This window comes from Streptomyces sp. CB01249 (assembly GCF_001905735.1).
In the GTDB taxonomy this organism is placed as follows: domain Bacteria; phylum Actinomycetota; class Actinomycetes; order Streptomycetales; family Streptomycetaceae; genus Streptomyces.
In genome coordinates this window covers 1,565,799-1,592,124 of record NZ_LISW01000002.1, presented here as the reverse complement: position 1 = coordinate 1,592,124, position 26,326 = coordinate 1,565,799, and the positions used below count along the sequence as shown (strand labels likewise).

The window sequence follows — 26,326 nt, the reverse complement described above, 5'->3', positions numbered from 1 at the left end:
AGGAGTTTTAGGCGACCGCTTCGTGGAGACGGGCGGCCTGCTTGTCCTTGAGCGGTCCGATGACGGACAGCGAGGGGCGGTGTCCGAGGATCTCGCCCGCGACGGAGCGGATGTCGTCCGGTGTCACCTCGCCGATACGGGCCAGCATCTCGTCCACGGACATCTGCTCGCCCCAGCACAGCTCGCTCTTGCCGATGCGATTCATCAGCGCGCCGGTGTCCTCCAGGCCGAGGACGGTCGAGCCGGAGAGCTGGCCGATGGCGCGGCTGATCTCCTCGTCGCTCAGCCCGTCCGAGGCGACCCGGTCGAGCTCGTCACGGCAGATCTTGAGGACGTCGTGCACCTGGCTCGGGCGGCAGCCCGCGTACACGCCGAACAGGCCGCAGTCCGCGAAGCCCGAGGTGTACGAGTAGACGCTGTAGGCGAGGCCGCGCTTCTCCCGTACCTCCTGGAAGAGGCGGGAGCTCATGCCGCCGCCGAGGGCGGTGTTGAGGACGCCCAGGGCCCAGCGGCGTTCGTCGGTGCGGGCCAGGCCGGGCATGCCGAGGACCACGTGGGCCTGCTCGGTCTTGCGGCCCAGGACCTCGACCCGGCCGGCGGTGCGCAGGGCGCGGGAGCCCTCGCGGGGCGCGGTCGGGACCGCGTCCGTACGGGAGAGGGCGCCGGCCCTGTCGAACGCCTTGCGGACCTGGCGTACGACGGTGGCGTGGTCGATGTTGCCCGCGGCGGCGACGACGAGCCGGGTCGGGTCGTAGTGCTTCTTGTAGAAGCGGGCGATCTGGCCTCGGTTCAGCGCGTTGATCGTGTCGACGGTGCCGAGGACGGGGCGGCCGAGCGGGGTGTCGCCGAGCATGGTGTGCGCGAACAGGTCGTGCACGCAGTCGCCCGGGTCGTCCTCCGTCATCGCGATCTCTTCGAGGATGACGCCGCGCTCGGCGTCGACGTCCTCGGGGGCGATCAGCGAGCCGGTCAGCATGTCGCAGACGACGTCGATGGCAAGCGGCAGGTCCGTGTCGAGGACCCGCGCGTAATAGCAGGTGTACTCCTTCGCCGTGAAGGCGTTCATCTCGCCGCCGACCGCGTCGATGGCGGAGGAGATGTCGAGGGCGCTGCGCTTGGCGGTGCCCTTGAAGAGGAGGTGTTCGAGGTAGTGCGTCGCGCCGTTCAGTGCGGGCGTCTCGTCGCGCGAGCCGACGTTCGCCCAGATTCCGAAGGTGGCGGAGCGTACGGAGGGCAGGGTCTCGGTGACGACGCGGAGGCCGCCGGGGAGGACCGTACGGCGGACCGTGCCGATGCCGTTGCTGCCCTTGAGAAGCGTTTGGGTACGGGCGACGGCCCGCCCCTCCGAGGAGGGGCGGGCCGTCGTCGCGGAACTACGGGACGTCACTTGTCGGTGTCGTCCTTCTTCTCGTCCTCTTCGCCCTCGATGACGGGGACGAGGGAGAGCTTGCCGCGGGAGTCGATCTCGGCGATCTCGACCTGGACCTTGGCGCCGACGCCGAGAACGTCCTCGACGTTCTCCACGCGCTTGCCACCGGCCAGCTTGCGGATCTGCGAGATGTGCAGCAGGCCGTCCTTGCCCGGCATGAGCGAGACGAACGCACCGAAGGTGGTGGTCTTGACGACCGTACCCAGGTAGCGCTCGCCGACCTCCGGCATGGTCGGGTTGGCGATCGCGTTGATCGTGGCGCGGGCGGCCTCGGCCTGCGAGCCCTGCTGGGCACCGATGTAGATGGTGCCGTCGTCCTCGATCGTGATGTCGGCGCCGGTGTCCTCCTGGATCTGGTTGATCATCTTGCCCTTGGGGCCGATGACCTCACCGATCTTGTCCACCGGGATCTTGACGGTGATGATCCGCGGGGCGTTCGGGGACATCTCGTCCGGGACGTCGATGGCCTCGTTCATCACGTCGAGGATGTGGAGGCGGGCGTCGCGGGCCTGCTTCAGCGCGGCGGCCAGGACCGAGGCGGGGATGCCGTCGAGCTTGGTGTCGAGCTGGAGCGCGGTGACGAACTGCTTCGTACCGGCGACCTTGAAGTCCATGTCGCCGTACGCGTCCTCGGCACCGAGGATGTCGGTGAGGGCGACGTAGTGGGTCTTGCCGTCGATCTCCTGGGAGATCAGGCCCATGGCGATGCCGGCGACGGCGGCCTTGAGGGGCACACCGGCGTTCAGCAGGGACATGGTGGAGGCGCAGACCGAACCCATGGACGTCGAGCCGTTGGAGCCCAGGGCCTCGGAGACCTGGCGGATCGCGTAGGGGAACTCCTCGCGGGACGGGAGCACCGGCACGATCGCGCGCTCGGCGAGCGCGCCGTGGCCGATCTCGCGGCGCTTGGGCGAGCCCACGCGGCCGGTCTCGCCGACGGAGTACGGCGGGAAGTTGTAGTTGTGCATGTAGCGCTTGCGGGTCACCGGGGAGAGGGTGTCCAGCTGCTGCTCCATGCGGAGCATGTTGAGGGTGGTGACGCCCAGGATCTGGGTCTCGCCACGCTCGAACAGGGCGGAGCCGTGCACGCGCGGGATGGCCTCGACCTCGGCGGCGAGCGTACGGATGTCCGTGACGCCGCGGCCGTCGATGCGGACCTTGTCCTTGATGACGCGCTCGCGGACCAGCTTCTTGGTCAGCGCGCGGTAGGCACCGGAGATCTCCTTCTCGCGGCCCTCGAACGCGGGGAGGAGCTTCTCGGCCGCGATCTCCTTGATGCGGTCGAGCTCCGCCTCGCGCTCCTGCTTGCCGGCGATGGTGAGCGCCTTGGCGAGCTCGGTGCTGACGGCCTTGGCGAGGGCCTCCAGGACGTCGTCCTGGTAGTCGAGGAAGACCGGGAACTCGCCGGTGGGCTTGGCGGCCTTGGCGGCGAGGTCGGACTGGGCCTTGCAGAGCACCTTGATGAAGGGCTTGGCGGCTTCCAGACCGGCGGCGACGACCTCTTCGGTCGGGGCCTCGGCGCCGTCCTTGACGAGCTGGATGGTCTTCTCGGTGGCCTCGGCCTCGACCATCATGATCGCGACGTCACCGTCCTCCAGGACGCGGCCCGCGACGACCATGTCGAAGACGGCGTCCTCGAGCTCGGTGTGCGTCGGGAAGGCGACCCACTGGCCCTTGATCAGGGCGACGCGGGTGGCGCCGATCGGGCCGGAGAAGGGCAGGCCCGCCAGGATCGTGGAGGCGGAGGCGGCGTTGATCGCGACCACGTCGTACAGGTGGTCGGGGTTGAGCGCCATGATCGTCTCGACGATCTGGATCTCGTTGCGCAGGCCCTTCTTGAAGGAGGGGCGCAGCGGGCGGTCGATCAGGCGGCAGGTGAGGATCGCGTCCTCGGAGGGGCGGCCCTCCCGGCGGAAGAACGAGCCGGGGATCTTGCCGGCGGCGTACTGCCGCTCCTCGACGTCCACCGTGAGAGGGAAGAAGTCGAGGTTGTCCTTGGGCCGCTTGGAAGCGGTGGTGGCCGACAGCACCATGGTGTCGTCGTCCAGGTACGCGACGGCGGAGCCGGCGGCCTGCTTGGCCAGGCGGCCCGTCTCGAAGCGGATGGTGCGGGTGCCGAAGGTGCCGTTGTCGATGACGGCCTCGGCGTAGTGGGTCTCGTTCTCCACTAGTGAATTCTCCATACTCGTCGTCTTTCGTCCGGGCGCCCGTGTGGCGCCGGACGGAGCGGAGAAGCGCGCAGTCTCTGCGGGGCCGGTCTTCGATCGAAGCTCCCGGGCGTTGTCCCGGGGGCCACTACCGAGGACCGGCGGCGGCCGTGCGGCGCCTCTCCTCGTCTGTTGTTGTACGTCCAGGTTACTGAGGTTCCCCCCGGTACCGCACGTACGGCAAAGGGAGCGGCTCCCCGAGTCAGGGAACCGCTCCCTTGCGCAGCGTCCTTACTTGGCGCCGCCGGCCGCACCGCGGCGGATGCCGAGGCGGTCGACGAGCGCACGGAAGCGCTGGATGTCCTTCTTGGCCAGGTACTGCAGGAGGCGGCGACGCTGGCCGACCAGGATCAGCAGACCACGACGGGAGTGGTGGTCGTGCTTGTGCGTCTTGAGGTGCTCCGTCAGGTCCGAGATGCGGCGCGAGAGCATGGCGACCTGGACCTCGGGGGAACCGGTGTCGCCCTCCTTCGTCGCGAACTCGGTCATGATCTGCTTCTTCGTAGCGGCGTCGAGCGGCACGCGGTACTCCTCTTGGTGTTCGATGCGCCCACGAGTGCCCCTGGTCTGGTTCTCAGGGGAGCTTGGGTGACTCGGGAGCGAGGGTCCGATGAGCGCAGCTCCCAGAGCGAACCGGGAACGCGTACACAAACGGCCACAGCCAGACTACCAGCCGCCCGGACCGGCCCCGCCGGCCGTCAGCCGGTGAGCGCCCTCGCGCGCGCGTAGAGGTCCAGGACGGCGAGGCAGAGCGGGACGAGGGAGAGCAGGAGCGCGCTCTCGGCCAGGTCCAGGAATCTGCCCCAGAACGGGGAGAGCCCCTTGCGCGGAACGGTCGCCCCGGCGGCGGCGAGGAGCAGGGCGCCGACGACGAGCGCCGCGCACAGTCCGGTCGTACGGGGGTACAGGGCCGGGTCGTCCCCCTGAGCGGTGAGGGCGAGGCCGGTGACCGGGGCGGCGAGCGCGCCGATGCCCGCGACCAGCAGGCAGGCGACCTGGGCGGTGTAGCGGAAGAGGCGGGCGCGGAGCAGCAGCGCGAGCCCGGCGGCGAGGGCGAGGAGCCGCGCCCAGGTGTTGTCCGAGGCGCCGAGGACGGCGGCAGCGGCGGCGGCCAGGCCCGCGCAGCCCCCGGCCAGGCCGAGCAGCAGTTCATGGCCGCGCCGGGCCCGGTCCGCGACGAGGCGGGTGTCGACGGGGGCCATGACCGAGGCATCCGGGCCCTCGCCCTCGTCGTCAGCGGGGCCGGTCGGCCGGGGCGGCGCGTACCCGATCGGGAGCCGGGCGAAACGGGCGGAGAGGCCAGGCAGGAACGCGATGAGGCCGAGGGACACGGGGACGCAGACGGAGGCCGTGGCGGTGGCGGACGCCTCGGTGAGGATCGCGGCGAACGCGGCCAGCGCTCCGGCACCGGCGAGGAGGGCGGCACCGGCGAAGGGGGCGTCGCCGCACGGGGCGAGCGCGGTGAGGGCGGCCGAGACGACGAGGACGGCGGCGCAGCCGAGCAGGAACTGAAGGCGGCCCGCTCCCCCGCCCGGGTCCGGGGCGATGAGGCCGGAGCCGCCGAGGAGGACGAGGGGCAGGGCGCCCAGGCCGAGTGCGGCGGCGGTGACGCGGTCGGCGTGGACCCGGGCGCGCACGGCGGCGAGGGTGGCCGACAGGAGTCCGGTGACGCCCGCGACGGCTCCGGGCGGTCCGTGCAGGTCGTGGCGGACCGGGTCGGCCCGCCACAGGACGAGGGCCGCCAGGAGGAGGAGCAGGGCGCCTGCGGCCGGGGCGGCGCCGCGCAGCAGGTCGTCGCTCCACAGACGGCGGTCGTGGCCGGTGGCCGAGGCGATGGCGTCGGCGACGTCGTCGTAGACGGGCGGGGGCAGCGAGGCGGCGAACGGGCGCAGGGTGAGGATCTCGCCGTCGAGGACGCGTTGTGCGGCGAGCGTGCGGTCACCGTCCAGGACCGTTCCGTCGAGCCGCACGAGGTGGTGGCCGGGGGGTGCGGTGCCGGGTGCGGCGGGTCCGGTGAGGCGCAGGATCTCGGGCCAGATGTCGGCGGCGGCGATGTCCTCGGGAAGAGCGACGTCGATGCGGGTGTCGGGCGTGACGACGGTGACGCGGCAGAAGCCGGTCGTTGCGGTCGGACTCACGTGTCGGGGGCCCCTGTTCGTCGCTGGTCGGCGGTGTCCGCACGATGGGCGGGTCACCCTAGCGGGCGGATCGGGGCGAACTCTGACAGTGCGTAGGATCACGGGCGCTTCGGGGCGGGGGGTCCTTCCGGTGGGGCGCATGCGTCGGCGCGCTGTTCCCCTTTCCGCCCCGCCCCACACCCGCCCGCACCCAAGGATCGATGCACCGGTGAGTCAGATCGTCGTGAAGCGTCCGCCCCGTCTGCTGCCGCCGGAAGTTCCCACGAAAGAGGTGTTGTTGGAGCCGCCGCCGGTGGAACCGCGCGGGCAGCGCGAGGGGGTGCTGATGCAGCTTCTTCCGGTGCTGGGCATGGCCTCGTCGGTGGTGTTCTTCTTCTCGCCGCAGGCGCCGCCGTTCATGCGGGTGATGGGTGTGCTGATGCTGGTGTCGACGCTGGCGATGGTGGTGGCCCAGGTGGTGCGCCACCGGCGCGGTGCGCAGGGGCGGGCGGCGGATGTGCGGGGCGACTATCTGGCCCGGCTGGCGCGGGCGCGCCGCGCGGTGCGGCGGACGGCGCGGGCCCAGCGCGACGGTCTGCTGTTCACGCATCCCGCCCCCGGTCAGCTGTGGTCGGTGGTCGCGGGCGGGAGCCGGGTGTGGGAGCGGCGGCCCGGCGACGCGGACTTCGGGGTGGTACGGATCGGGCTCGGCCGGCAGCGGCTCGCAACGCCGTTGGCGGTGCCGGAGCACGCCGCGGGTGAGCCGGAGCCGGTGTGCGCGGACGCGGTGCGGCGGTTCGTGGCGGTGCACGGCTCACTGGACGGCCTGCCGTTGTGCGTTCCGCTGCGGGAGGTGTACCGGGTGCGGCTGAGTGGTGGCGCGGAGCCGGTCAGGGGGGTGGCGCGGGCGTTGGTGGCGCAGCTGGTGACGCTGCACTCGCCCCGGGACCTGGTGGTGGCGGTGGTGGCCGCGCGGGAGGCGGCGGGGTACTGGGAGTGGGTGAAGTGGCTGCCGCATGTCCAGGTGCCCGGTGAGGTGGACGGGGCCGGTACGAGGAGGCTGTTCGCGCGGGATGCGGCTGGGCTGGAGCCGATGCTCGGGGCGCTGTTGGAGGGGCGGGGGCGTTTCGTTCCGGAGGGGGCGCCGCTGCCGGACCGGCCGCATGTCGTCATGGTGCTGGATGGGGCGGGGGTGGCTCCGGGTTCGGTGCTGGGTGCGGCGGGGGGGGTGGGGGGGGTGACGCTGGTCGAGGTGGCCCCGGGTGACGCGGAGGGGCCGCGCGGCGCGCTGTGTGTGCGGGTGCGTCCGGGTGTGCTGGAGGCGGAGTGCGGGGCGGGTGTGCCGGACGGGCTGTCGCTGCCCGCGGCGGAGGCACTGGCCCGGCGGCTCGCTCCGTTGCGGGCCGGAGGGCGGGAGGGGGACGAGCCGCTGCTGGCCGCGCTGGACTTCACGGAGCTGCTGGATCTGGGCGACGCGGGTGCGGTGGAGGTGGAGCGGACCTGGCGGCCCCGGCCGGTCGCGGAGCGGCTGCGGGTGCCCATCGGGGTGGGTGAGGACGGTGTCCCGGTGGTGCTCGACCTCAAGGAGTCGGCGCTCGACGGGATGGGTCCGCACGGGCTGTGTGTGGGCGCGACCGGTTCGGGGAAGTCCGAGTTGCTGCGGACGCTGGTGCTCGGTCTTGCCGTCACGCACTCCTCCGAAACGCTGAACTTCGTGCTCGCGGACTTCAAGGGCGGGGCGACGTTCGCGGGGATGGCGGGGATGCCGCATGTGGCGGCCGTCATCACGAACCTGGCCGATGACCTGTCGCTGGTCGACCGGATGGGCGACGCGCTGCGCGGTGAGCTCCAGCGGCGTCAGGAACTGCTGCGGACGGCGGGCAACTTCGCCGGAATCCACGAGTACGAGCGGGCGCGGGCGGCGGGCACGGCGCTGGAACCGCTGGCCACGCTGGTGCTGGTCATCGACGAGTTCTCGGAACTGCTCAGCGCGCAGCCCGACTTCATCGACACGTTCATCCGGATCGGGCGCATCGGCCGCTCGCTGGGCGTGCATCTGCTGCTGGCGTCCCAGCGCCTTGAGGAGGGCAGGCTGCGGGGCCTGGAGACGTACCTCTCGTACCGGATCGGATTGCGCACGTTCTCGGCGGAGGAGTCGCGGGCCGCGCTGGGTGTGCCGGACGCGTACGACCTGCCGCCGGTGCCCGGTTCGGGGTTTCTGAAGACCGGTACGCGGGAACTGACGCGTTTCAAAGCGGCGTACGTCTCGGGGCCGTACCGATCGGGTGGGCCCGGGCGGGCTGCCGCGGAGGCGGCGGGGGGCCTCAGGGCAGCGCTGTTCAGCGCGCTGCCGGTGCCGGTGCCGGATGCTTCCTGCGCTCCGGCCGCTTCCCCGAAGCGCGGGGACGACGCCGTCGCGGAGTCCGTGCTCGACGTGGTGGTGCGGCGGCTGGAGGGGCAGGGTGTGCCCGCCCATCAGGTGTGGCTGCCTCCGCTGGACCGGTCGCCGGGTCTGGACGCGCTGGTGCCGGACCTGGTCACGGTCCCGGAGCGCGGGTTCACCGTTGCGGGGAACGGCGAACGTGGTGGGCTGGTCGTTCCGCTCGGGCTCGTGGACAAGCCGTTCGAGCAGCGGCGGGAGGTGCTGTTCCAGGACTTCTCCGGCGCGGCGGGCCACATGCTGGTGGTCGGCGGGCCGCAGTCCGGCAAGTCCACGGTGCTGTGCACGCTGGTGATGTCCTTCGCGCTCACCCACACGCCGCGTGAGGTCCAGTTCTACGGGCTCGACTTCGGCGGGGGCGCGCTGGCGTCGCTGTCGGGCCTGCCGCACCTGGGCTCGGTCGCCTCGCGGCTGGATCCCGAGCGGGTGCGGCGTACGGTCGCGGAGGTGGCCGGGGTGCTGCGGGCCCGTGAGGAGCTGTTCCGGGCGCGGGGCATCGGTTCCATGGCCGCGTACCGGCGCGAGCGGGACCGGGGCGGGCTGCCCGGTGAGGCGTGGGGCGATGTGTTCCTCGTCGTGGACGGGTGGGGCGGTTTCCGTACGGAGTACGAGGAGTTGGAGCCGGTCGTCACCGACATCGCGGCCCGGGGGCTCGGCTACGGGGTGCATGTGGTGCTCAGCGCCGCCCGGTATCTGGAGGTGCGGGCCGCGCTGAAGGACCAGCTGACCGGGCGGCTGGAACTGCGGCTGGGTGACGTGTCGGACTCCGAGTTCGACCGGAGGGTCGCCGCGCGGGTGCCCGCAGGTGTGCCGGGCCGGGGCCAGGTGGCGGAGGGGCTGCACTTCCTGGCCGCGTCGCCGTGCCTCGGCCCGGTGGAGGACGCGGCCGGTCTCCCCGACCGTACGGCGGCGCTGGCCGGGCGGATCCGGGCGGACTGGGCGGGTCCGCCTGCCCCGCCCGTACGGCTGCTGCCCGCCGTGCTCCCCGCCGAACGGCTACCCAAGGGGGACGAGTTCCCGGAGCGGGGTGTCGCGATCGGCATCGCCGAGGCCGATCTCGATCCGGTCTTCGTGGACTTCGACGCCGATCCCTTCCTTCTGGTGTTCGGGGAGAGCGAATCGGGGAAGACCGCTCTGCTGCGGCTGCTCGCCCGGCAGATCGCCCGCCGCTACTCCCCCGACGAGGCGAAGCTCGTCGTCGGGGACTACCGGCGGGGGCTGCTGGGCGCCCTACCGGAGAGCCATCTGCTGGAGTACGCGCCGACACCGGACGCGCTCGCGACGCACATGGAGGCGCTGGCCGGGGTGTTCGCGCGGCGTCGGCCGCCGGCGGATGTCACGCCACGGCAGCTGCGGGAGCGCAGTTGGTGGACGGGGCCGCGGATCTTCGTCCTCGTGGACGACTACGACCTGGTCGCGACGGGTTCGGGCAGCCCGCTCGCCGCGCTCACGGACTGTCTGCCGTTCGCGCGGGACACCGGGGTGCGCTTCGTCCTCGCGCGCAACTGCGCCGGGGCGTCCCGTGCGATGTACGAGCCGTTCCTGCAACGGATCAAGGAGCTGGGAGCGCAGGGGGTGGTGCTGTCGGGCGATCCGGCGGAGGGCGATCTGGTCGGGTCGGTGCGTGCCCGTCCGATGCCGCCGGGGCGTGCGTGCATGGCGACCCGGCGCGGTGGGAAGAGCCTCGTGCAGACCGGCTGGCTGCCGGAACGGGGTTGAGCGCGGGGGCAGTCACGGGGCTTCGGCGGAGCGGATACCCGGCCGCCGTGTTGCCTGTACGGTGCCGTGCAGAGCCAGGTACGAAAGGAGCCCTCACGATGGGCACGCAGGCGGAGAAGGACGAGCTGTACGCACTCGACATCTCGGGGGTGAAGTGGCTGTGTGCTCCCGGGACGGAGCAGGAGGAGGAGCGCGTCGAGATCGCGCACCTTCCCGGTGGCGGGGTGGCCATGCGGTCCTCTCTGGACCCGGACACGGTGCTCAGGTACACGGAGGCCGAGTGGGAGGCGTTCGTCCTGGGCGCCAGGGACGGCGAGTTCGACCTTCCGTAGGGGTCGCCGCGTAGGCATGGGGGCACGTTCGGGTGGAACGTGCCCCCTTCGTGCGTACGGGCCCGCGGGTCCGGCTCAGAAGGCCTCGGTGAACAGGCGTGAGGACCGGTGGTCCGTGGCCCGGTAGTGGTCCTTGCCGGTCTCGATGAGTCGCGCGACCTCGTCGAGCCGGGCCCTCATGTGGTCGGCCTTGTTCCGGTACTTGTGCTGGAGCGCCACGTACTCGGCGTGCGCCAGGCCGTCCCAGGTGTCGGTGACGACCTTGAGTGCGCCGTCCATCTCCTCCAGGTCCCGGCAGATGTTCCGCGAGACCGCGCGGATGCGGTTGGCGACCTCCTGGACGCTCTCGTACCTGACCTTGGTGTGCGGGTCGTGCCCCATCGCGTTTCCTTTGGATCGTGTCGGGGAACGGCGCCGGGTTCAGACGCCGTTCAGGGCGGAGGAGCCGCCCGCGGAAGCCGGTTCCCGTACCGCCTTGAAGGCCGCGCGGACCTCCTCGTCGTTGGCGTTGCTGAGGTTCCTGGTGCCGTCGACGGCGTGGAGCAGTACGCCGAGGAGGCGCCGGATCTCGTCGTGGTCCTCGTTGACCACGAGCTGCGCCGAGGTGAACCCCGAGGCGCCGGCACCGGTCCACCCCGCCCCCACCGTCGCGAGGACGTCGGCCAGCTCGCGGGCCTGCCGGGACACCGCCTCGGCGGTGTGGACGATCTTGTTCCTGGCCTGGACGACCGGATCGTCGGCAAGCGCGAATCCACCCGTGGGGCTGGTCATACGAGGTCCTCTCTCTGGGCCGTTCAGGCCGCTCAGGCTAGCCAGTCCGGGGCCCGTTCCCGGCCGTCGCGAAGGCCCCTCGCGGGCGTACGGAGGCGGCTTCCGGGCGCCCTCCGGCTCATCCCGTACGGCGTCGGCGCAGCTCGCGTGCGACGGCCGCGGCGCCCGCCACCGCGCCGGTCAGGAGGGCCGTGAGGGCCATGGCCCAGGCGGCGTGGCGGCGGTCGCGCCGCTGCGGGGTGTCCGCCGCGGGCAGCGGCGCGGGGTCGGGCGCGCGGGCGCCGGGGAGCGGCTCGTCGGGGTGCGGGGCGTCCTGCGGGGCGTCGTCGCCGGACAGGGCGCGGACCGGGTCGACTACACCCCATCCGACGAAGTCGTCACGGCCGTTGACGGTGCGTTCCGCGGTCTGTTCGATACGGGCGGTGATCTGCGCGGCCGTCCAGTGCGGGTACTTGGCGCGCAGCAGGGCGGCGACCGCGCTGACATAGGGCGCGGCGAAGCTGGTTCCGCTGTCGGCGCAGTGGCCGCGGCCGGGGGCGGTGGAGACGATGTCGACGCCCGGCGCGGCGACGTCCACGAAGCTCCCGGGCCGGGAGAAGGGGGCGCGTTCGTTGTCGCGGTCGGACGCGGCGACGGCGAGCACCCCGTCGAACGCGGCCGGGTAGGTGGGCGTACGGCCGCCGTCGGCGCCGTCGTTCCCGGCGGAGGCGACGACCACGATGTCCCGGCGGACGGCCTCGGCCACCGCGCGCCCCAGGGCGGAGCCGGGGGCCTGCGGGCGGACGGTCTCCTGCGAGATGTTGATGACCTGTGCGCGCCGGGCGACGGCATGGAGGATCGCGCCGGCCAGCGACACGTCGGTGCCGTCGTCGCGCGCGTCGTTCTGGCGGACCGGGATGACCGTCGCACCGGGGGCGAGCCCGACGAAGCCGGTCCCCGCGCGGGGGCGGGCCGCGATGAGACCGGCGACCAGGGTGCCGTGGCCCACCGGGTCGCCGCTGCCGTCGCCGCCGGGTTCCAGCGTGTCGGCGCCGGGGGCGACCGCGCCCGCGAGCTGGGGGTGGGTTTCGTCCACCCCGGTGTCGATGACGGCGACGCGGACGCCTTCGCCCCGGGTGTCGTGCCACAGCTCGTCCAGGAGCACACGCTGCAACGGCCAGGGGCGGCCCTCGAACAGCCGGTTCGCCGGGAGGACGCACGCGCCGCCGTCCGGACCGGTGGCCGCACGCGCGGGCTGGGCCACGGCGAGGGTGGCCAGCGCGACGAGGGCCGCCACCGGCCGGGTCGCCGCCATGTCAGGAACCCTGCGGGCGGCGGGCGCCGGAGGTGTCGAGCCGTGGTCCGCGGGGAAGGAACTCCGACCACTCGGCCGGGACGAGGGCGGGCCGCACGTCCTCGTAACCGAGCCGGGTCTGCGCCTCGTTGGCCCGGCCCTGAGCGTGTGAAGTGCTGCCGGTGGGGAGCGCGGAGCGCCCGGGGGCGCCGTCGCCGTTCCCCTGAACCGCGTACCGCAATCCGGTGTCCGTCACCAGGAAGAGTGATCCGTCGGGCCTGGTCTGGCGGCCCCGGACCTGCGTGTAGAGGAGTCCGCTGCCGGGGGTGACGTAGGTGCTGGTGCCGCCCGCGCCGACGGCTGCGGGATACGTGGTGCCCGCCCAGGTGCTCAGGGTGGTGCGGCCCCTGCCGTCCGTCGCGCGCAGTACGGAGCAGACGGTGCTCCGGTGCCCGGTGTCGACGCGGACGGCCTTGCGGGCGGGCCAGTGCGCGGCCTGACCGGCGAAGGGCGCGGGGTCGGGCACGAAGTCCTGGAGCCCCGCCGGGTAGGCGGTACCGGCCTGGTCGAGGGCGGCGGTCTGCGGGGAGTTGACGATCAGCCAGGCGGTGAATTCGGAGACCGGCTGGACGCGGCCGTCGAGCACCACGTGGTACGCGGTGCCCGCGCCGGTCCTGGTCCGCAGCACCGCGCCGACGCGGTTCTCGCGGGCGGACAGCCGGCCCTCGACGCGGGCGGGGGCGCCGATCTCGCCCGGGACGACGGGGAAGGCGACGGGGCTGCCGGTGTGCAGCGTGGCGAGCCAGTCGCCGGTGACCGGCCGCGGGCGGGCGCGGCCGACCAGGGCATCGGTGAGGTGTCCGAGGTCGCCGGGCCGCTCGTCCAGGCGGTATTTGGTGCCCCGGGCGTCCACGAGGTACCGGGTGCCGTGGGGGTCCTGGACGTAGAGGACCTGGCCGCCGGTGAGCCGGTTGGGGCCCTCCGTCAGCCGGTGGTCGCGGGCGGCGAGGACGAACCCGGCCCTCTGCACACCGCCGCCTCCGCCTCCCGGCCGTACGCATACGGCCCACCGCTTGGCGGTGCCCGCGTCCCGCGTCCCGGGCAGCCGGTCGGGGGCGTACGGGATACCGATGACCGGTCCGCGCGGGGGCCGGCCCGCGTCGAGGACGTCGTCGGCGACCTGGACCACGCCGTAGTCGCCGGGGTCGAGCAGCAGCCGGGCGGACGCGAGGTTCAGGACGGGGTGCAGCCGGGTGCGGCGATGGGCGCCGCGGCCGGTGGTGAGCACCACGTAGCGGGTGGTCGACGTCCTGCCCACGACGACCTTGGCGCCGGGGCGGTCCCAGCCCTTGGGCGCGACCGGACGGAACATGCCGTACGCGCCGAACCCGGCGAGGAGCAGGGCGCCGGTGAGCACACCGGGGAGGACGGCGCGCAGCGGGCGCGGAGCGCCCTCGTCGGAGCCGTCGGCCAAGGGCTGAAGGAAAGCGGCAAGGGCCCTTCTCTTCGCAAATGTGTACGCGTTCAGCTCGTCCCGTCGGGTCACCATGGCCCGGCCCGCCTTCCCTCTCCACCCGCACCGCACACCTGCGGACACGCACCGCCTGCGCTTCGGCGGGGCCTCCCGCTGTCGGCGATCACTATGCCGCCTGTGCATGGCTGTTGACCGATGACCGATACGCTGTGCGCTGCCGCCGAGAGCTCGGTGGAACGGGCACGGACGGGGGCGAGGCACGATGGCGAGCAGGGGCGGGGCGCGGCTGAACCGGCGGGCTGGGCCGATCGGTACTTTTCGATTGCAACAGCTGGTTCTGTTCGAGGTCGCGGTGGCGGTCCTGCTGTGCGCCTGGGTCGTCGGGCCCGCGCTCCTGGGGCCTGCGGGCATGACGGCCGCGCTGCTCGTCGTCCTCGCCGTGGTGCGCAGGCGCCGCCGTTCCCTTCCGGCCTGGCTGGCCACGGTCATCGCGTTCCGGGTGCGGAACCGGAGGGCCGTCGCGCGGGTGCCGGTCGGTGCATCCCCGGTGGCCTCGCCGACCGAGTGCGTACCGGGCCTGCGCACCTGTTCGTTCACGCATCGGGACCGGCGGCCGGTGGGCATGGCGGTCGACGGTACGCACCTCACGGTGGTGGTGCGGGTGGACGCGGAGGAGACGGTGCTGCGGGCGGACCGGACGGTGCGGCCGCTGCCGCCGGGGCTCGTCCGGGACGCGATGGACGTCGACGGCATCCGGCTGGAATCGGCGCGGATCGTGCAGCACACCCGGCCCGCCCCGGCCCCGCACCTCCCCGGCGACGCGGTCGCCACGCTCAACTACGCGCCGCTCCAGGCCCGTACGGGGTCACCGGCGGTGCGAATCACCTGGGTCACGCTGACGCTCGATCCGGAGCTCTGCCCGGAGGCCGTACGCATGCGGGGCGGCGGCCTCACCGGGGCGCAGCGGTGCCTGGTGCGGGCGGCCGACCAACTTTCCGGCCGGCTGACCGGGGCGGGCTTCGGCGCGACGGTGCTGACGGAGCCGGAGCTCGGGGCCGCGCTCGCCACCGCGGCCTGCGCGGACGCTGTCGGTGCGCCCCGTGCGGACGGGCCCGCCCGTCGCACCCGGGAGACCTCGCGGACGTGGCACTGCGACGGGCACCGGCACACCACGTACTGGGTGCGCCGATGGCCGCGCTCCGGCGATGTGCCGGTGCCCCGGCTGGTCGCCCTGCTCACCTCGGTGCCTGCGACGGCCACGACGTTCAGCCTGACGCTGGCGCGGGGCGACCGGCAGGAGGTCGCCGCGGCCGGGCACCTGCGGATCAGCGCGCGCACCGATGAGGAACTCCGCACCGCGCGGCACGAATTGGAGCGGGCGGCTCGCGGGGTGCGGGTCTCGCTCGTGCGGCTGGACCGCGAGCAGCTGCCCGGGGCGCTCGCCACACTCCCGCTGGGCGGGGCCCGCTGATGGCGGCGCCCGGGCGGGTGCGGGGCCGGCTGGGGTTCGGGCCGGTCGGTCCGCGCCGAAGGCGGTACACCATCGGACCCGAGCAACTGGCCTCGCTGGAACTGCCGGTGGGCGACGACGGGGTGGTGGTCGGCGCGGACGAGGAGGGCTTCCCCGCCGTGCTCGGCCTCAACCGCCCTTCCCCGTACGAGATCACGCTCGTCGGCGGGCTGTGGACGGCGCAGGTGCTCGCGCTGCGGGCGGCGGCGACGGGGGCGCGGATCGCGGTGGAGACGGGGCGGGCGCACGCCTGGGCGAGCCTGGCCCGGGCCGCCGGTGACACCGGGTGCGTGGCGCTGCACGAGGTCGGCCGGGTACCGCCGCTGGGTCCCTCGGCGGCCTCGCCGGTCGTCGTCGTACGGGACTGCGGCATGCGTCCGCCGCCCGGGCGGGCCGCGTCCGGGCCGTGGCAGTCGGTGCTGACCCTGTTGCCGTATCTGGGTCCTGCCGCCTCCGGGCTGATGGAGAAGGCGTCGCTGGTGGGCGTGCAGCGGGTGTCGCCCGACGAGGCGGCGGAGGCCGGGCGCCTCCTGCGGCTGCCGGCCGACGCGGTCCGCGCGCTGCCCGCTCTGGCGGACGGAGCCACCCTCTGGTGCACCCGCCGGGCGAGCCGGCTGGTGACGACCCGGGCGACCGACGCGGAGACGGGGCTGCTGGGCGCCGCGCGCCGGGTGGACTGACGGGCGTACGCCTGGGGATCACAGCCGGGTGGCGGTGAGGGTCCGACGGACGCGATTCGCGGTGCAGTTGTGCATATTTGACCGCTTTGGGTTTCACTCCCCGTCGCACTCAGTCCACTTGGGTGCAGGACGTGACGTACGGGACAGCGTTCGCGGCACCGTACGGCCTGCCGTGGCGGGGCCCATGGCGTTTAGGCTGGGTCCGGACGCGGCGGAGAACCTGAGGGCAGGCCATGTGCGTCCCAGGGGGAGAGCCGGGCGGTTCGCGTTACGGGAACGGCCCCCACCCACCACGGCACAAGGGTGCTCGACCACACCAGGAGGCAAAGTGAACGGCGATCGGGACGAGATGCGCGGGGCCTGGGACAAGCCCGTCGACGAGTCGTCCGACGCGGAGCCCGCCGAGACGACGGGTGAGTTCACCATCGACTACACCCCGCCCGCCTGGTACACGCAGAACGCGCCGGGCGACTCCCTGGGCGGCGCCGGTACGCCTCCGGCATCGCCCCCGCCGCCGAGCGGGGACCCGGTGCCGCTGCCCCCGCCCCCGGCGCAGCGCGGCTTCGACCCCGACTGGACCCCGGCCCCGGCGGAGCCCCTGGACGCGGGTGTGCGGGAAACCGGCGACCTCGACAGCGGCGCCACCATGCGGTTCTCGGCATCCGCGCTGAAGCGGGAGATCGAGGAGCGGGACCGCGCGGACCGCGAGCGCGCGGACCGCGAGGCGGAGCCGGACGCCGAGGCGGCGAGCGGCGATGCGCCGACCGGTGCCGACGACGACGCGTCCGGGGCCGCCGGTGCCGTGACGGACGGCGAGGAGGCGGGTACGCCCGGCGCGGAGCCGGAGGAGTCCTGGGACGACGTCCTGGGAAGGGTCTTCGACTTCGAGCCCGAGGAGACGGCGACGCCGAAGCCCTCGGACGAGACCGGCGACACCCCGGCGGCCGGGGACAGCGAGGACGAGGACGACGACACCGACCTCGCGTCGACCGGCGCGTCCTCGAAGCGGTACATCGTGAAGCCGCACGACGCGGAGCCGTCCGACGCCGTGCCCTCCGACACCGCCCCCTCCGACGAGGCCCCCGAGGCCTCCGCCGAGACGGACTCCCCCGAGCCGGACGACGACGCTCCGGTGAACGACGCCACCCCGGACGCCGCGCCCCGCGACGTACCGGCCGACAGCGCGCCGCAGGACGCCTCGCCCTCCCCTTGGGCACCGGCCGCCCCCGCGCAGGGTGGTCTCCCGCCGCTGCCGCCCGCCTTCCAGCCGGCCGCCCAGCAGCCGCAGGCCCCGCAGCCGGAGCCCGCACAGGCCGCACAGCCTCAGGCCGCGCAGCCCCAGCCCCCCGCCCCGCAGTCCGGCTACGGCTTCCCGCAGCAGACACCGCAGACCCCGCACGTACCGCAGCCGCACCAGCCGGAACCGCAGCCCCAGCAGCCCCTCCCGGCCGCCAACCTCCCGGCACAGCGCCCGCAGCCGCCCGCACCCCAGGCACCGCAGGCGCCGCAGCCGCAGGCCCCCTGGTCCGCGCAGCAGCCGCAGCAGCCCCAGAGCGGCTACGGCTTCCCGCAGGGTGCCCAGCCCCCGGCCCAGGGCACCCCGGCCAACGGCACCCCCGCCCCGACGGCCGACACCGGCACACCGAACCTCCCGGCGCAGGTCCACCAGCCGCAGCCCCAGCCCGAACAGCCGCAGCAGCCCGTCGATCCCCGGGTCGGCACCTCCTGGCCCACCCCCGCCCCGCGTTCCGCGCACGGCGCGCCTCTGGGCTACACCGCGGCCGTCGAGCTCACCTCCGACCGGCTCATCCGGGGCAAGCAGAAGACCCGGAGCAGCCGTAACCCCTCCGGCGCCTCGCGCTTCAAGATCGGTGGCAAGAAGGAGGAGCAGGAGAGGCAGCGCAAGCTGGAGCTCATCCGTACGCCCGTGCTGTCCTGCTACCGGATCGCGGTGATCAGCCTCAAGGGCGGCGTCGGCAAGACCACGACCACCACCGCGCTCGGGGCGACGCTGGCCAGCGAGCGGCAGGACAAGATCCTCGCCATCGACGCCAACCCGGACGCCGGCACGCTCGGCCGACGGGTGCGCCGCGAGACCGGGGCGACCATCCGCGACCTGGTGCACGCGATCCCGCACCTCAACTCGTACATGGACATCCGGCGGTTCACCTCGCAGGCGCCCTCCGGTCTGGAGATCATCGCCAACGACGTGGACCCGGCGGTCTCCACGGCCTTCAACGACGAGGACTACCGGCGCGCGATCGACGTGCTCGGCAAGCAGTACCCGATCATCCTCACGGACTCGGGCACCGGCCTGCTGTACAGCGCGATGCGCGGCGTGCTGGACCTGGCGGATCAGCTGATCATCATCTCGACACCCTCGGTCGACGGCGCCTCCAGCGCGTCCACCACCCTGGACTGGCTGTCGGCGCACGGGTACGCGGAGCTCGTCCAGCGGTCCATCACCGTGATCTCCGGTGTCCGCGAGACCGGCAAGATGATCAAGGTCGACGACATCGTGCAGCACTTCCGGACGCGCTGCCGCGGGGTGGTCGTGGTGCCGTTCGACGAGCACCTGTCGGCCGGTGCGGAGGTCGACCTCGACATGATGCGGCCGAAGACCCGCGAGGCGTACTTCAATCTCTCCGCCCTGGTCGCCGAGGACTTCGCGCGCGCCCAGCAGCAGCAGGGACTGTGGACGTCGGACGGCAGCGGCCCGCCGCCGCAGTACGCCCCGCCGCTGCCGGGCCAGCAGATTCCGGGTCAGCAGATCCCAGGTCAGCAGGCCCCGGGTCAGCAGCCGTACGCGCCCCAGCAGCCCCAACAGCCTCAGCAGCCTCAGCAGCCCGGCCAGCAGCCGTACCCCGGACAGCCGTACGCGCCGCAGCAACCCGGTCAGCCCTATCAGCAGCCCCAGCAGCCGCAGTCGTACGGCGGCCAGCAGCAGCCCTATCCCCCGCAGCCGGGCCCCGGCGCCGGGCAGAACTGGCAGCAGCAGCCTCCGGTCCAGGGCCAGCAGCCGTACCCGCAGCCCCAGCCGCAGGGTGATCAGGCAGGTCAGCCGGGCGGGCCCGCGCACCCCGAGCTGCAAGGCCCCGTACCGCCCGCCGGATGGCAGCAGCAGCCGCCGTCAGCGCCTCAGCAGTAAGGCGTCAGAGGTCTAAACCAATGAGGGTCCGCATCGCCTCCGCGATGCGGACCCTTTTGGCATATCCGCAGACCACACGCCGTTTCGAGGACCGTTGACGCGGCTTGACCACCGCTGATAAACCTTCGCAACACCAGCCGGCGAACCGAAGTTCAACACGCCTTTCCCGTGCGAGTCATGACGCGAGGTCCCAGACCATGGTCGTAAGAGTTCCACCGTCCTCCGCCCCGCCACGCTCACGTCTGCGTGTGCTCCTGGCCTCCGGTGCCGCCGCCCTCGCTCTCGCAGCCGGGTCCGTCGTGCCGGGAATGCCCCTCGGGGCCGCGCCCCAGCAGGCGCAGGCCGCCGACAGCGGCAACAAGACGCTCACCGTCGCGGTCGCGCAGAGCGTCGACTCCCTGAGCCCGTTCCTCGCCCAGAAGCTGCTGAGCACCAGCGTCTCGCGGCTCATGTACGACTTCCTGACGAACTACGACGCCAAGGACAACCACGCCATCCCCGGCCTGGCGACCAAGTGGGAGCCCTCCGCCGACAAGCTGACGTGGACGTACACCATTCGGGGCGATTCGAAGTGGTCGGACGGGCAGCAGGCGACCGCCGAGGACGCCGCCTGGACGTTCAACAAGATGATGGACGACGAGGCCGCGGCCCAGGCCAACGGCAGCTTCGTCACCAACTTCAAGAAGGTCACCGCCCCGAGCCCGACCAAGCTGGTCATCGAGCTCAAGGAGCCGCAGGCCACCATGGCCGCGCTCGACGTGCCGATCGTGCCGAAGCACGTGTGGGAGAAGGTCGGGGACTTCTCGAAGTTCAACAACGACACGAAGTTCCCCGTCGTCGGCAACGGTCCGTTCATCCTGACGGACTACAAGGTCGACCAGTACGTGAAGCTCAAGGCCAACCCGGACTTCTGGCGCGGGAAGCCCAAGTTCGACGAGCTGGTCTTCAAGACGTACAAGGACCAGGACGCCGCCGTCGCCGCCCTGCGCAAGGGTGAGGTCTCCTTCGTCGCCGGTTCGCCCGCGCTGACGCCCGCTCAGGCGAACTCGCTCAAGGGCGACAAGAACATCAAGGTCAACGAGGGTCCCGGCCGTCGCTTCTACGCGCTGGCCACCAACCCCGGCGCGCAGACCAAGGACGGCAAGAAGTTCGGCAACGGCAACAAGGCGCTGCTCGACCAGAAGGTGCGCCAGGCGCTGTTCCTGTCGATCGACCGCGAGACGATCATCGACAAGGTCTTCCAGGGCCACGCCGTCGAGGGCAAGGGCTACATCCCGCCGCGCTTCTCCGCGTACGCCTGGGAGCCCTCCGCCGACCAGACGCTGAACTACGACCCCGACAAGGCGGCGAAGCTGCTGGACGAGGCGGGCTACAAGCTCAAGGGCGACCAGCGCGTCGGCAAGGACGGCAAGCCGCTCGACCTGCGCCTCCTGTGCCACGCCACCGACCCGAACGACAAGGCGGTCGGCAAGTACCTGAAGGAGTGGTGGGGCAATCTCGGCATCGGGCTGAAGGTCGACTGCCTGGACGACGTCTCCGTGCCCTGGTACGCCGGTGAGTACGACCTCGCCTTCGACGGCTGGTCGGTCAACCCGGACCCGGACTTCGTCCTCGGCATCCACACCTGCGCGGCCCTGCCGACGAAGGCCAAGGCCAGCGCGACCACGGACAACTTCATCTGCGACAAGAAGTACGACGAGCTCTACCGGAAGCAGCTCGCCGAGTACGACCCCGCGAAGCGCGCGGAGCTCGTCGGGCAGATGCAGTCGTGGCTGTACGACTCCGGGTACATGAACGTGATGGCGTACCCGAACGCGGTCGAGGCGTACCGCACCGACCAGATCAAGTCGATCACGACCATGCCCGAGGCGGCCGGCAACATCTACGGCCAGGACGGCTACTGGAGCTGGTGGTCGGCCGTGCCGGCGAGCGGCAACGGCGGCTCGGAGAGCAGCAGCTCCGGCTCCTCCACCGGTGTGATCATCGGAATCGTGGTGGCAGTCGTGGTCCTCGCAGGTGGCGGCTTCCTGATCTCGCGGCGCCGCCGCACCACCGCGGACGATCGCGAGTAGGTTCTCGAACGGGATGCGAGGAACCGGCCGGCGCGGGTGCGGTACCAGGCCCGCGCCGGCCGGTTCTTTCCAGGAACGACACGAGTAACGAGAGTTCCCCATGACAGCTGACAGCACTCCGGCGCTCGTGCAACAGGCGGACGCGGCCACGGACGGCCCTCCGGCCGGTCCCTCGGCCGCACGCGGTCCACGGGCGCGCAACACCACGGCCTACCTCAAATATGTGGCCGCCAAGATCGCGGGCGCCGTCGTCTCGCTGTTCGCGGTTCTGGTCACCAGCTTCTTCCTCTTCCGGCTCATTCCGAGCGACCCGGTCAAGCAGATGACGGGCGGCCGGCCCGTATCGGCCGAACAGCTGGAATCGCTGCGCCATCAGCTCGGCCTCGACCAGCCGATGTGGCAGCAGTTCACCAGCTACATCGGGGACGCCCTCACCGGCGACTTCGGTGTCTCGTTCGCGTACCACGCCCCGGTCATCGACAAGATCGTGGAGAAGCTGCCGGCGACGCTGCTGCTCACCGGCACCGCCTACGTCCTCTACAGCGTCATCGGCCTCTGGCTCGGCACCCGCACCGCCTGGCGCAACGGCTCGGCCGGCGACCGGTTCCACACCGCGCTCGCCCTCACGCTGTACTCGGTGCCGTCGTTCTGGCTCGGGCTGCTCCTGATCATCGTCTTCTCGGTCGGCGTCGGCCCGATCCCGGGCATGTTCCCGACGGGCGGGATGTCGTCGGGCGACACGAGCGGCTTCGGTTACGTCACCGATGTGGCGCACCACATGGTGCTTCCGGTGATCACCCTGGTGGCGGTCGGGTACGCGCAGACGCTGCTGGTGATGCGGTCCTCGCTGCTGGACGAGATGGGCAGCGACTACCTCACGACGGCCCGCGCCAAGGGGCTGCGGGACGACGTCGTACGCCGCAAGCACGCCGTGCCCAACGCGATGCTGCCCACCTTCACGCTGATGTTCGTCAACCTGGGACATGTGGTCGCCGGGCAGATCCTGGTGGAGACCGTGTTCTCCTGGCCGGGCCTCGGCTCCCTCTTCTACCAGGGCCTCAGCACCCCCGACCTGCCACTCGTCCAGGGCCTGTTCTTCGTCTTCGCCACCGCGGTGATCCTGGCGAACACCCTTGCCGATGTGCTGTATCCGCTGCTCGATCCCCGGGTGGGCCGATGACCACGACCGATTCCATGCCCACGCCGACCCCGGCGCCGGCCCCGCCCGAGCCCGTCCGGAGCGCCCGCTCCCTGGCCCGGGCCCGTAAACGCCAGTCCGCGGCCCGCTTCTGGCGGGAGTACCGCACGCACAAGGGCGGGATGTGGGGCCTGGCCGGCCTGATCCTGATCGCGCTGATCGCCCTGGCCGCGCCCCAGCTCGTCGGCGCCGACTCGCAGAGCGTCACCGAGGCGTCCGGCGGGGCGCTCGAATCGCCGAGCGGTGAGTTCCCGCTCGGCACCGACCAGTTCGGGCGCAGCGTGCTCGCGCTCCTGGTGTGGGGCGCGCGCGTCTCGCTGACCGTGGGGCTGCTCGCGGCGTTCCTGTGCGTCGCCATCGGCACCATCGTGGGGATCGTCGCGGGCCACTTCCGCGGCTGGTACTCGACGGTGCTGATGCGGGTGACCGACTGGTTCCTGGTCATGCCGACGCTGGTCCTCGCGGTCGCCCTCGCCTCGGTGATGGACCGCTCCCTGTGGACGATCATCATCGCGATCGGCGTCACGACCTGGCCGACCACCGCCCGCCTGGTGCGGGCGCAGACCCTCGCCGTGGAGTCACGGCCGTACATCGAGCGCGCCCGCGCGCTGGGCGGCGGCCACGGCCATGTCATGCTCCGGCACGTCCTGCCGAACGTCATGCCGCTGGTACTCGCGCAGACCACGCTGGCCATCTCCAGCGCGATCCTGAGCGAGGCCACACTGGCCTTCCTCGGCCTCGGCGACCCAACCATCACCTCGTGGGGCAGCATGCTCCAGGACGCGCGCGCCGCGGGGGCGGTGAGCGCCGGGGACTGGTGGTACCTGGCACCGCCCGGCATCGCCATCGCCCTGGTGGCCCTGGCGTTCACGCTGTGCGGCCGCGCGATCGAGTCCGTCCTCAATCCCAAGCTGGGGGTGGCCCGTTGAGCACGACGAGCATCCGCAAGACGCCTCTTCTGGAGGTACGCGACCTGACGGTGACGTATCCCGGCGGAGCGCAGGCCGTCCGCGGCGTGAACCTTCAGGTCGAGGCCGGGCGCAAGCTGGGCATCGCCGGTGAGTCCGGCTGCGGCAAGTCCACGCTGGCGCTGGCCCTGCTGCGGCTGCTGCCCGCGGGCGCGAAGGTGACCGGCGAGATCCTGCTGAACGGCGAGGACGTCCTCGCGATGAAGTGGGGCCAGGTCAGGGCCGTCCGCTGGGCGGGCGCCTCCATCGTCTTCCAGGGCGCGATGCACTCGCTGAACGCCGTGCACCGCATCGGGGACCAGATCGCCGAGCCGATCCTGCTGCACAGGAAGACGACCCCGGCGGCGGCCCGGAAGCGCGCCGGTGAGCTACTGGAACAGGTCGGGCTGCCCGCGGCCCGGACGGACGCCTATCCGCACGAGCTGTCCGGCGGGCAGCGGCAGCGCGTGATGATCGCGATGGCGCTCGCCTGCGACCCGGGCCTGATCATCGCCGACGAGCCGACGACGGCCCTGGACGTGATGATCCAGGCCCAGATCCTGCGCCTGATCGAGCAACTGGTCTCCGAGCAGGACCTCGGCCTGATCATGATCAGCCACGACCTGGCGGTGCTGTCCGACACCTGCGACCGGCTCGCCGTGATGTACGCGGGCCGGGTCGTGGAGGAGGGCCCGGCGTCCGAGGTCTACGAGAGCGCGCACCACCCGTACAGCAGGGCCCTGTCGGGCGCCTTCCCGCGCATCGGGGACCTGGCGTCCCGGTTCGCGCCGCGGGGCCTGCCCGGCGACCCGCCCGACCCTTCGGCGCTGCCGGCCGGCTGCACCTTCCACCCGCGCTGCGCCCTGGCCCTGGACTCCTGCGCCACGCAGGACCAGGAGCTGCGGGACGCGGGCGCCGGGCGGCAGGCCGCGTGCGTGCTGGTCGGTCCGGAGGGGGCGGCGCCGGTCCTGCCGGGCGCCGAGGAAGCAAGGAGCACATCATGACGACGACCCCCGTGGACCTGCTCAGCGCGCAGGGGCTCCGGATCACCTTCCCCGGGCGGCACGGGGCCGACCCGGCGCGGGCGGTGGACGGGGTCGACCTGGACATCCGGCCCGGCGAGATCGTCGCCCTGGTCGGCGAGTCGGGGTGCGGCAAGACGACGCTGGCCCGTTCGCTGCTGGGCCTGGTGCCGCCGACGGCCGGTCACATCACGTTCGACGGGAAGCCGCTGGACTACGGGAGCCGGGCGCTCAAGGCGTACCGCAAGCGCGCCCAGCTGGTCCTCCAGGACCCCAGCGGCTCGCTCAACCCGCGCCACACGGTGTACGACGCGGTGGCCGAGGGGCTGCGCATCCACGGCTACGCGGGCGACGAGCGGCAGGCGGTGCACGACGCGCTGTCGCGGGCCGGGCTGCGTCCGCCGGAGCGGTTCTTCCTGCGCTACCCGCACGAGCTGTCGGGCGGTCAGCGCCAGCGCGTCGTTATCGCGGGGGCGCTGGTCCTGGAGCCGGAGCTGATCGTGGCGGACGAGCCGGTCGCCTCGCTGGACGCGTCGGTGCGCGGCGAGATCCTGGCGCTGCTGCTGCGGCTGCGCGAGGAGCTGGGTCTCTCCGCGCTGGTCGTGACGCATGACCTCGGTCTCGCGTGGAACATCGCGGACCGGGTCGCGGTGATGTACCTGGGCCGCATCGTGGAGACGGGGGCCGTCGAGCAGATCCTGACGGCCCCACGCCATCCGTACACCCAGGCGCTGCTGTCGGTGCTGCCGGAGGCGCCGGGCGATCCGGTGGTGCTGACGGGTGAGCCGCCGGACCCGTCGCGGGTGCCGTCCGGCTGCCGCTTCCACGCCCGCTGCCAGGTGCTGGCCTCGGGCCAGGCGGAGCGGGCGGGCGTCGCGGACGCCTGCCGTACGCAGGACCTGCCGGTCCTGTCGGGCGGCGGGGAGACGCAGGTGGCCTGCCACTGGGCCACGGCGAAGGTGGCCGCGCCCGCATCCTGACGGGCGTTCGGGTTTCCCGGCCGGTCCGGCCGGGAAACCCCGCGGTCAGTCCTGTCCGGCCTCGGCGGCGGCGACCAGCTCGCTGCACCGCTTCACGTCGGCGGCCATCGCCACCAGCAGGTCGTCGATCGTGTCGAACTTCAGCATCCCGCGTACGTACGCGAGGAAGTCCACGGCCACGTGCAGGCCGTACAGGTCGAGGCCGACGCGGTCGATCGCGTACGCCTCCACCGTGCGCTCGGTGCCGTCGAACTGCGGGTTGGTGCCGACCGAGATCGCGGCGGGCATCGCCTCGCCGTCCGCGTGCAGCCAGCCCGCGTAGACGCCGTCGGCGGGGATCGCGGTGTGCGGGAGGGTCTCGACGTTCGCGGTGGGGAAACCCAGCTCGCGGCCGCGCTGGGCGCCCCGGACGACGACGCCCTCGACCCGGTGCGGGCGGCCCAGGATCTCGGCGGCCCCGGCCACATCGCCCTCGGCGACCAGGCGCCGGGTGAGCGTGGAGGAGAACGGCTCGCCGCCGCCCGCCGCGCCGCTCACCCGCAGGTCGATGACCTCGACGCGGTAGTCGTGCTCGGCGCCCAGCTCGGCCAGCAGCTCGACGTTCCCCGCGGCCTTGTGGCCGAAACGGAAGTTGGGGCCCTCGATGACCAGCTGCGCGTGCAGCTTGTCCACGAGCACCTTGGCGATGAAGTCGGCCGGGGCGAGCCGCGAGAACTCCGTGGTGAACGGCAGGATCAGCATCGCGTCCACGCCCAGCTCCGCCATCAGCTCGGCGCGCCGGTGGTGCGGAGCGAGCAGCGGGGGGTGGCTGCCGGGCCGGACGACCTCGCTGGGGTGCGGGTCGAAGGTGACGACGACCGACGGCACGCCCAGCTCCCGGGCCCGCTCGACGGCGCGGCCGATGATCAGCTGGTGTCCGCGGTGCACCCCGTCGTACGAGCCGATGGTGACGACGCTGCGCCCCCAGTCCTGGGGGATGTCCTCCAAGCCTCGCCAGCGCTGCACTC

At 72.7% G+C, this 26,326-nt stretch carries 19 protein-coding genes; 10 read left to right on the top strand and 9 right to left on the bottom strand.

Going from position 1 to position 26,326, the window contains the following annotated elements; translation table 11 throughout:
- Positions 1-7: 7 nt before the first annotated feature.
- The 4 genes from AMK18_RS15640 to eccD form a co-directional block, all read right to left on the bottom strand.
- A complete protein-coding gene (locus tag AMK18_RS15640; protein ID WP_073863196.1) occupies positions 8-1,387 on the bottom strand; it encodes a M16 family metallopeptidase in 1,380 nt (459 codons plus the stop codon).
- Positions 1,384-3,597, bottom strand: coding sequence for a polyribonucleotide nucleotidyltransferase (locus AMK18_RS15635; protein WP_018102306.1), 2,214 nt, complete (start codon positions 3,595-3,597; stop codon positions 1,384-1,386). The genes AMK18_RS15640 and AMK18_RS15635 overlap by 4 nt, the downstream gene beginning before the upstream one ends.
- A gap of 270 nt (positions 3,598-3,867) precedes the next feature.
- Entirely contained in the window at positions 3,868-4,158 is a 291-nt protein-coding gene (gene rpsO / locus AMK18_RS15630) for a 30S ribosomal protein S15 (protein ID WP_018102307.1), read from the bottom strand.
- 176 nt (positions 4,159-4,334) lie between these two features.
- The gene (gene eccD, locus AMK18_RS15625; protein ID WP_073863195.1) at positions 4,335-5,774 is read right to left on the bottom strand and encodes a type VII secretion integral membrane protein EccD; all 1,440 of its coding nucleotides are present in this window, start codon (positions 5,772-5,774) and stop codon (positions 4,335-4,337) included.
- Positions 5,775-5,982: 208 nt separating this feature from the next.
- On the opposite strand from eccD, the gene eccCa reads away from it, so the two are divergent.
- Together eccCa and AMK18_RS15615 are read left to right on the top strand one after the other, a co-directional pair.
- Positions 5,983-9,912: a type VII secretion protein EccCa gene (gene eccCa, locus AMK18_RS15620; RefSeq protein ID WP_198957007.1), complete on the top strand. Its 3,930-nt coding sequence runs from the start codon at positions 5,983-5,985 to the stop codon at positions 9,910-9,912.
- A 98-nt stretch (positions 9,913-10,010) separates the two neighbouring features.
- A complete protein-coding gene (locus tag AMK18_RS15615; RefSeq protein ID WP_018102310.1) occupies positions 10,011-10,244 on the top strand; it encodes a DUF397 domain-containing protein in 234 nt (77 codons plus the stop codon).
- Positions 10,245-10,319: 75 nt separating this feature from the next.
- Here AMK18_RS15615 and AMK18_RS15610 read toward each other — a convergent pair whose 3' ends face one another.
- The 4 genes from AMK18_RS15610 to eccB form a co-directional block, all read right to left on the bottom strand.
- Positions 10,320-10,625 carry a WXG100 family type VII secretion target gene (locus tag AMK18_RS15610; RefSeq protein ID WP_018102311.1) on the bottom strand — a complete coding sequence of 102 codons (306 nt, stop codon included), beginning with the start codon at positions 10,623-10,625 and terminating at the stop codon, positions 10,320-10,322.
- A gap of 39 nt (positions 10,626-10,664) precedes the next feature.
- Positions 10,665-11,015 carry a hypothetical protein gene (locus tag AMK18_RS15605; protein WP_073863194.1) on the bottom strand — a complete coding sequence of 117 codons (351 nt, stop codon included), beginning with the start codon at positions 11,013-11,015 and terminating at the stop codon, positions 10,665-10,667.
- Between the two features lie 118 nt (positions 11,016-11,133).
- On the bottom strand, positions 11,134-12,309 hold the full coding sequence (gene mycP, locus AMK18_RS15600; RefSeq protein WP_073863193.1) for a type VII secretion-associated serine protease mycosin: 1,176 nt from the start codon (positions 12,307-12,309) through the stop codon (positions 11,134-11,136).
- Position 12,310: 1 nt separating this feature from the next.
- Complete coding sequence (eccB, locus tag AMK18_RS15595; protein WP_073863192.1) at positions 12,311-13,837, bottom strand: type VII secretion protein EccB; 1,527 nt, start codon at positions 13,835-13,837, stop codon at positions 12,311-12,313.
- Positions 13,838-14,084: 247 nt separating this feature from the next.
- On the opposite strand from eccB, the gene eccE reads away from it, so the two are divergent.
- The 8 genes from eccE (at position 14,085) to AMK18_RS15555 (ending at position 25,319) form a co-directional block, all read left to right on the top strand.
- A complete protein-coding gene (eccE, locus tag AMK18_RS15590; RefSeq protein WP_073863191.1) occupies positions 14,085-15,233 on the top strand; it encodes a type VII secretion protein EccE in 1,149 nt (382 codons plus the stop codon).
- Complete coding sequence (locus AMK18_RS15585) at positions 15,233-15,952, top strand: hypothetical protein (RefSeq protein WP_073863190.1); 720 nt, start codon at positions 15,233-15,235, stop codon at positions 15,950-15,952. The genes eccE and AMK18_RS15585 overlap by 1 nt, the downstream gene beginning before the upstream one ends.
- 328 nt (positions 15,953-16,280) lie before the next feature.
- Positions 16,281-19,100: an SCO5717 family growth-regulating ATPase gene (locus tag AMK18_RS15580; protein WP_073863189.1), complete on the top strand. Its 2,820-nt coding sequence runs from the start codon at positions 16,281-16,283 to the stop codon at positions 19,098-19,100.
- Positions 19,101-19,297: 197 nt separating this feature from the next.
- On the top strand, positions 19,298-21,172 hold the full coding sequence (locus tag AMK18_RS15575) for an ABC transporter substrate-binding protein (RefSeq protein ID WP_073863188.1): 1,875 nt from the start codon (positions 19,298-19,300) through the stop codon (positions 21,170-21,172).
- 100 nt (positions 21,173-21,272) lie between these two features.
- Positions 21,273-22,352, top strand: coding sequence for an ABC transporter permease (locus AMK18_RS15570; protein ID WP_073863187.1), 1,080 nt, complete (start codon positions 21,273-21,275; stop codon positions 22,350-22,352).
- Positions 22,349-23,299: an ABC transporter permease gene (locus AMK18_RS15565; protein ID WP_073863186.1), complete on the top strand. Its 951-nt coding sequence runs from the start codon at positions 22,349-22,351 to the stop codon at positions 23,297-23,299. The genes AMK18_RS15570 and AMK18_RS15565 overlap by 4 nt, the downstream gene beginning before the upstream one ends.
- Positions 23,296-24,321 carry an ABC transporter ATP-binding protein gene (locus tag AMK18_RS15560; protein WP_073863185.1) on the top strand — a complete coding sequence of 342 codons (1,026 nt, stop codon included), beginning with the start codon at positions 23,296-23,298 and terminating at the stop codon, positions 24,319-24,321. The genes AMK18_RS15565 and AMK18_RS15560 overlap by 4 nt, the downstream gene beginning before the upstream one ends.
- Positions 24,318-25,319 carry an ABC transporter ATP-binding protein gene (locus AMK18_RS15555; RefSeq protein WP_073863184.1) on the top strand — a complete coding sequence of 334 codons (1,002 nt, stop codon included), beginning with the start codon at positions 24,318-24,320 and terminating at the stop codon, positions 25,317-25,319. Before AMK18_RS15560 ends, AMK18_RS15555 begins: the two co-directional genes overlap by 4 nt.
- A 45-nt stretch (positions 25,320-25,364) precedes the next feature.
- On the opposite strand, the gene AMK18_RS15550 is transcribed toward AMK18_RS15555, so the two are convergent.
- Positions 25,365-26,324, bottom strand: coding sequence for a bifunctional riboflavin kinase/FAD synthetase (locus AMK18_RS15550; RefSeq protein WP_026171414.1), 960 nt, complete (start codon positions 26,322-26,324; stop codon positions 25,365-25,367).
- Positions 26,325-26,326 lie beyond the last annotated feature (2 nt).

Excerpts from the sequence above, each read along its gene's own strand:
- eccB (WP_073863192.1), bottom strand. The coding sequence starts at position 13,837 with ATGGTGACCCGACGGGACGAGCTGAACGCGTACACATTTGCGAAGAGA.
- mycP (WP_073863193.1), bottom strand. The coding sequence starts at position 12,309 with ATGGCGGCGACCCGGCCGGTGGCGGCCCTCGTCGCGCTGGCCACCCTC.
- AMK18_RS15555 (WP_073863184.1), top strand. The coding sequence starts at position 24,318 with ATGACGACGACCCCCGTGGACCTGCTCAGCGCGCAGGGGCTCCGGATC.
- AMK18_RS15575 (WP_073863188.1), top strand. The coding sequence starts at position 19,298 with ATGGTCGTAAGAGTTCCACCGTCCTCCGCCCCGCCACGCTCACGTCTG.
- AMK18_RS15570 (WP_073863187.1), top strand. The coding sequence starts at position 21,273 with ATGACAGCTGACAGCACTCCGGCGCTCGTGCAACAGGCGGACGCGGCC.
- AMK18_RS15615 (WP_018102310.1), top strand. The coding sequence starts at position 10,011 with ATGGGCACGCAGGCGGAGAAGGACGAGCTGTACGCACTCGACATCTCG.
- AMK18_RS15605 (WP_073863194.1), bottom strand. The coding sequence starts at position 11,015 with ATGACCAGCCCCACGGGTGGATTCGCGCTTGCCGACGATCCGGTCGTC.
- AMK18_RS15565 (WP_073863186.1), top strand. The coding sequence starts at position 22,349 with ATGACCACGACCGATTCCATGCCCACGCCGACCCCGGCGCCGGCCCCG.
- AMK18_RS15585 (WP_073863190.1), top strand. The coding sequence starts at position 15,233 with ATGGCGGCGCCCGGGCGGGTGCGGGGCCGGCTGGGGTTCGGGCCGGTC.
- AMK18_RS15610 (WP_018102311.1), bottom strand. The coding sequence starts at position 10,625 with ATGGGGCACGACCCGCACACCAAGGTCAGGTACGAGAGCGTCCAGGAG.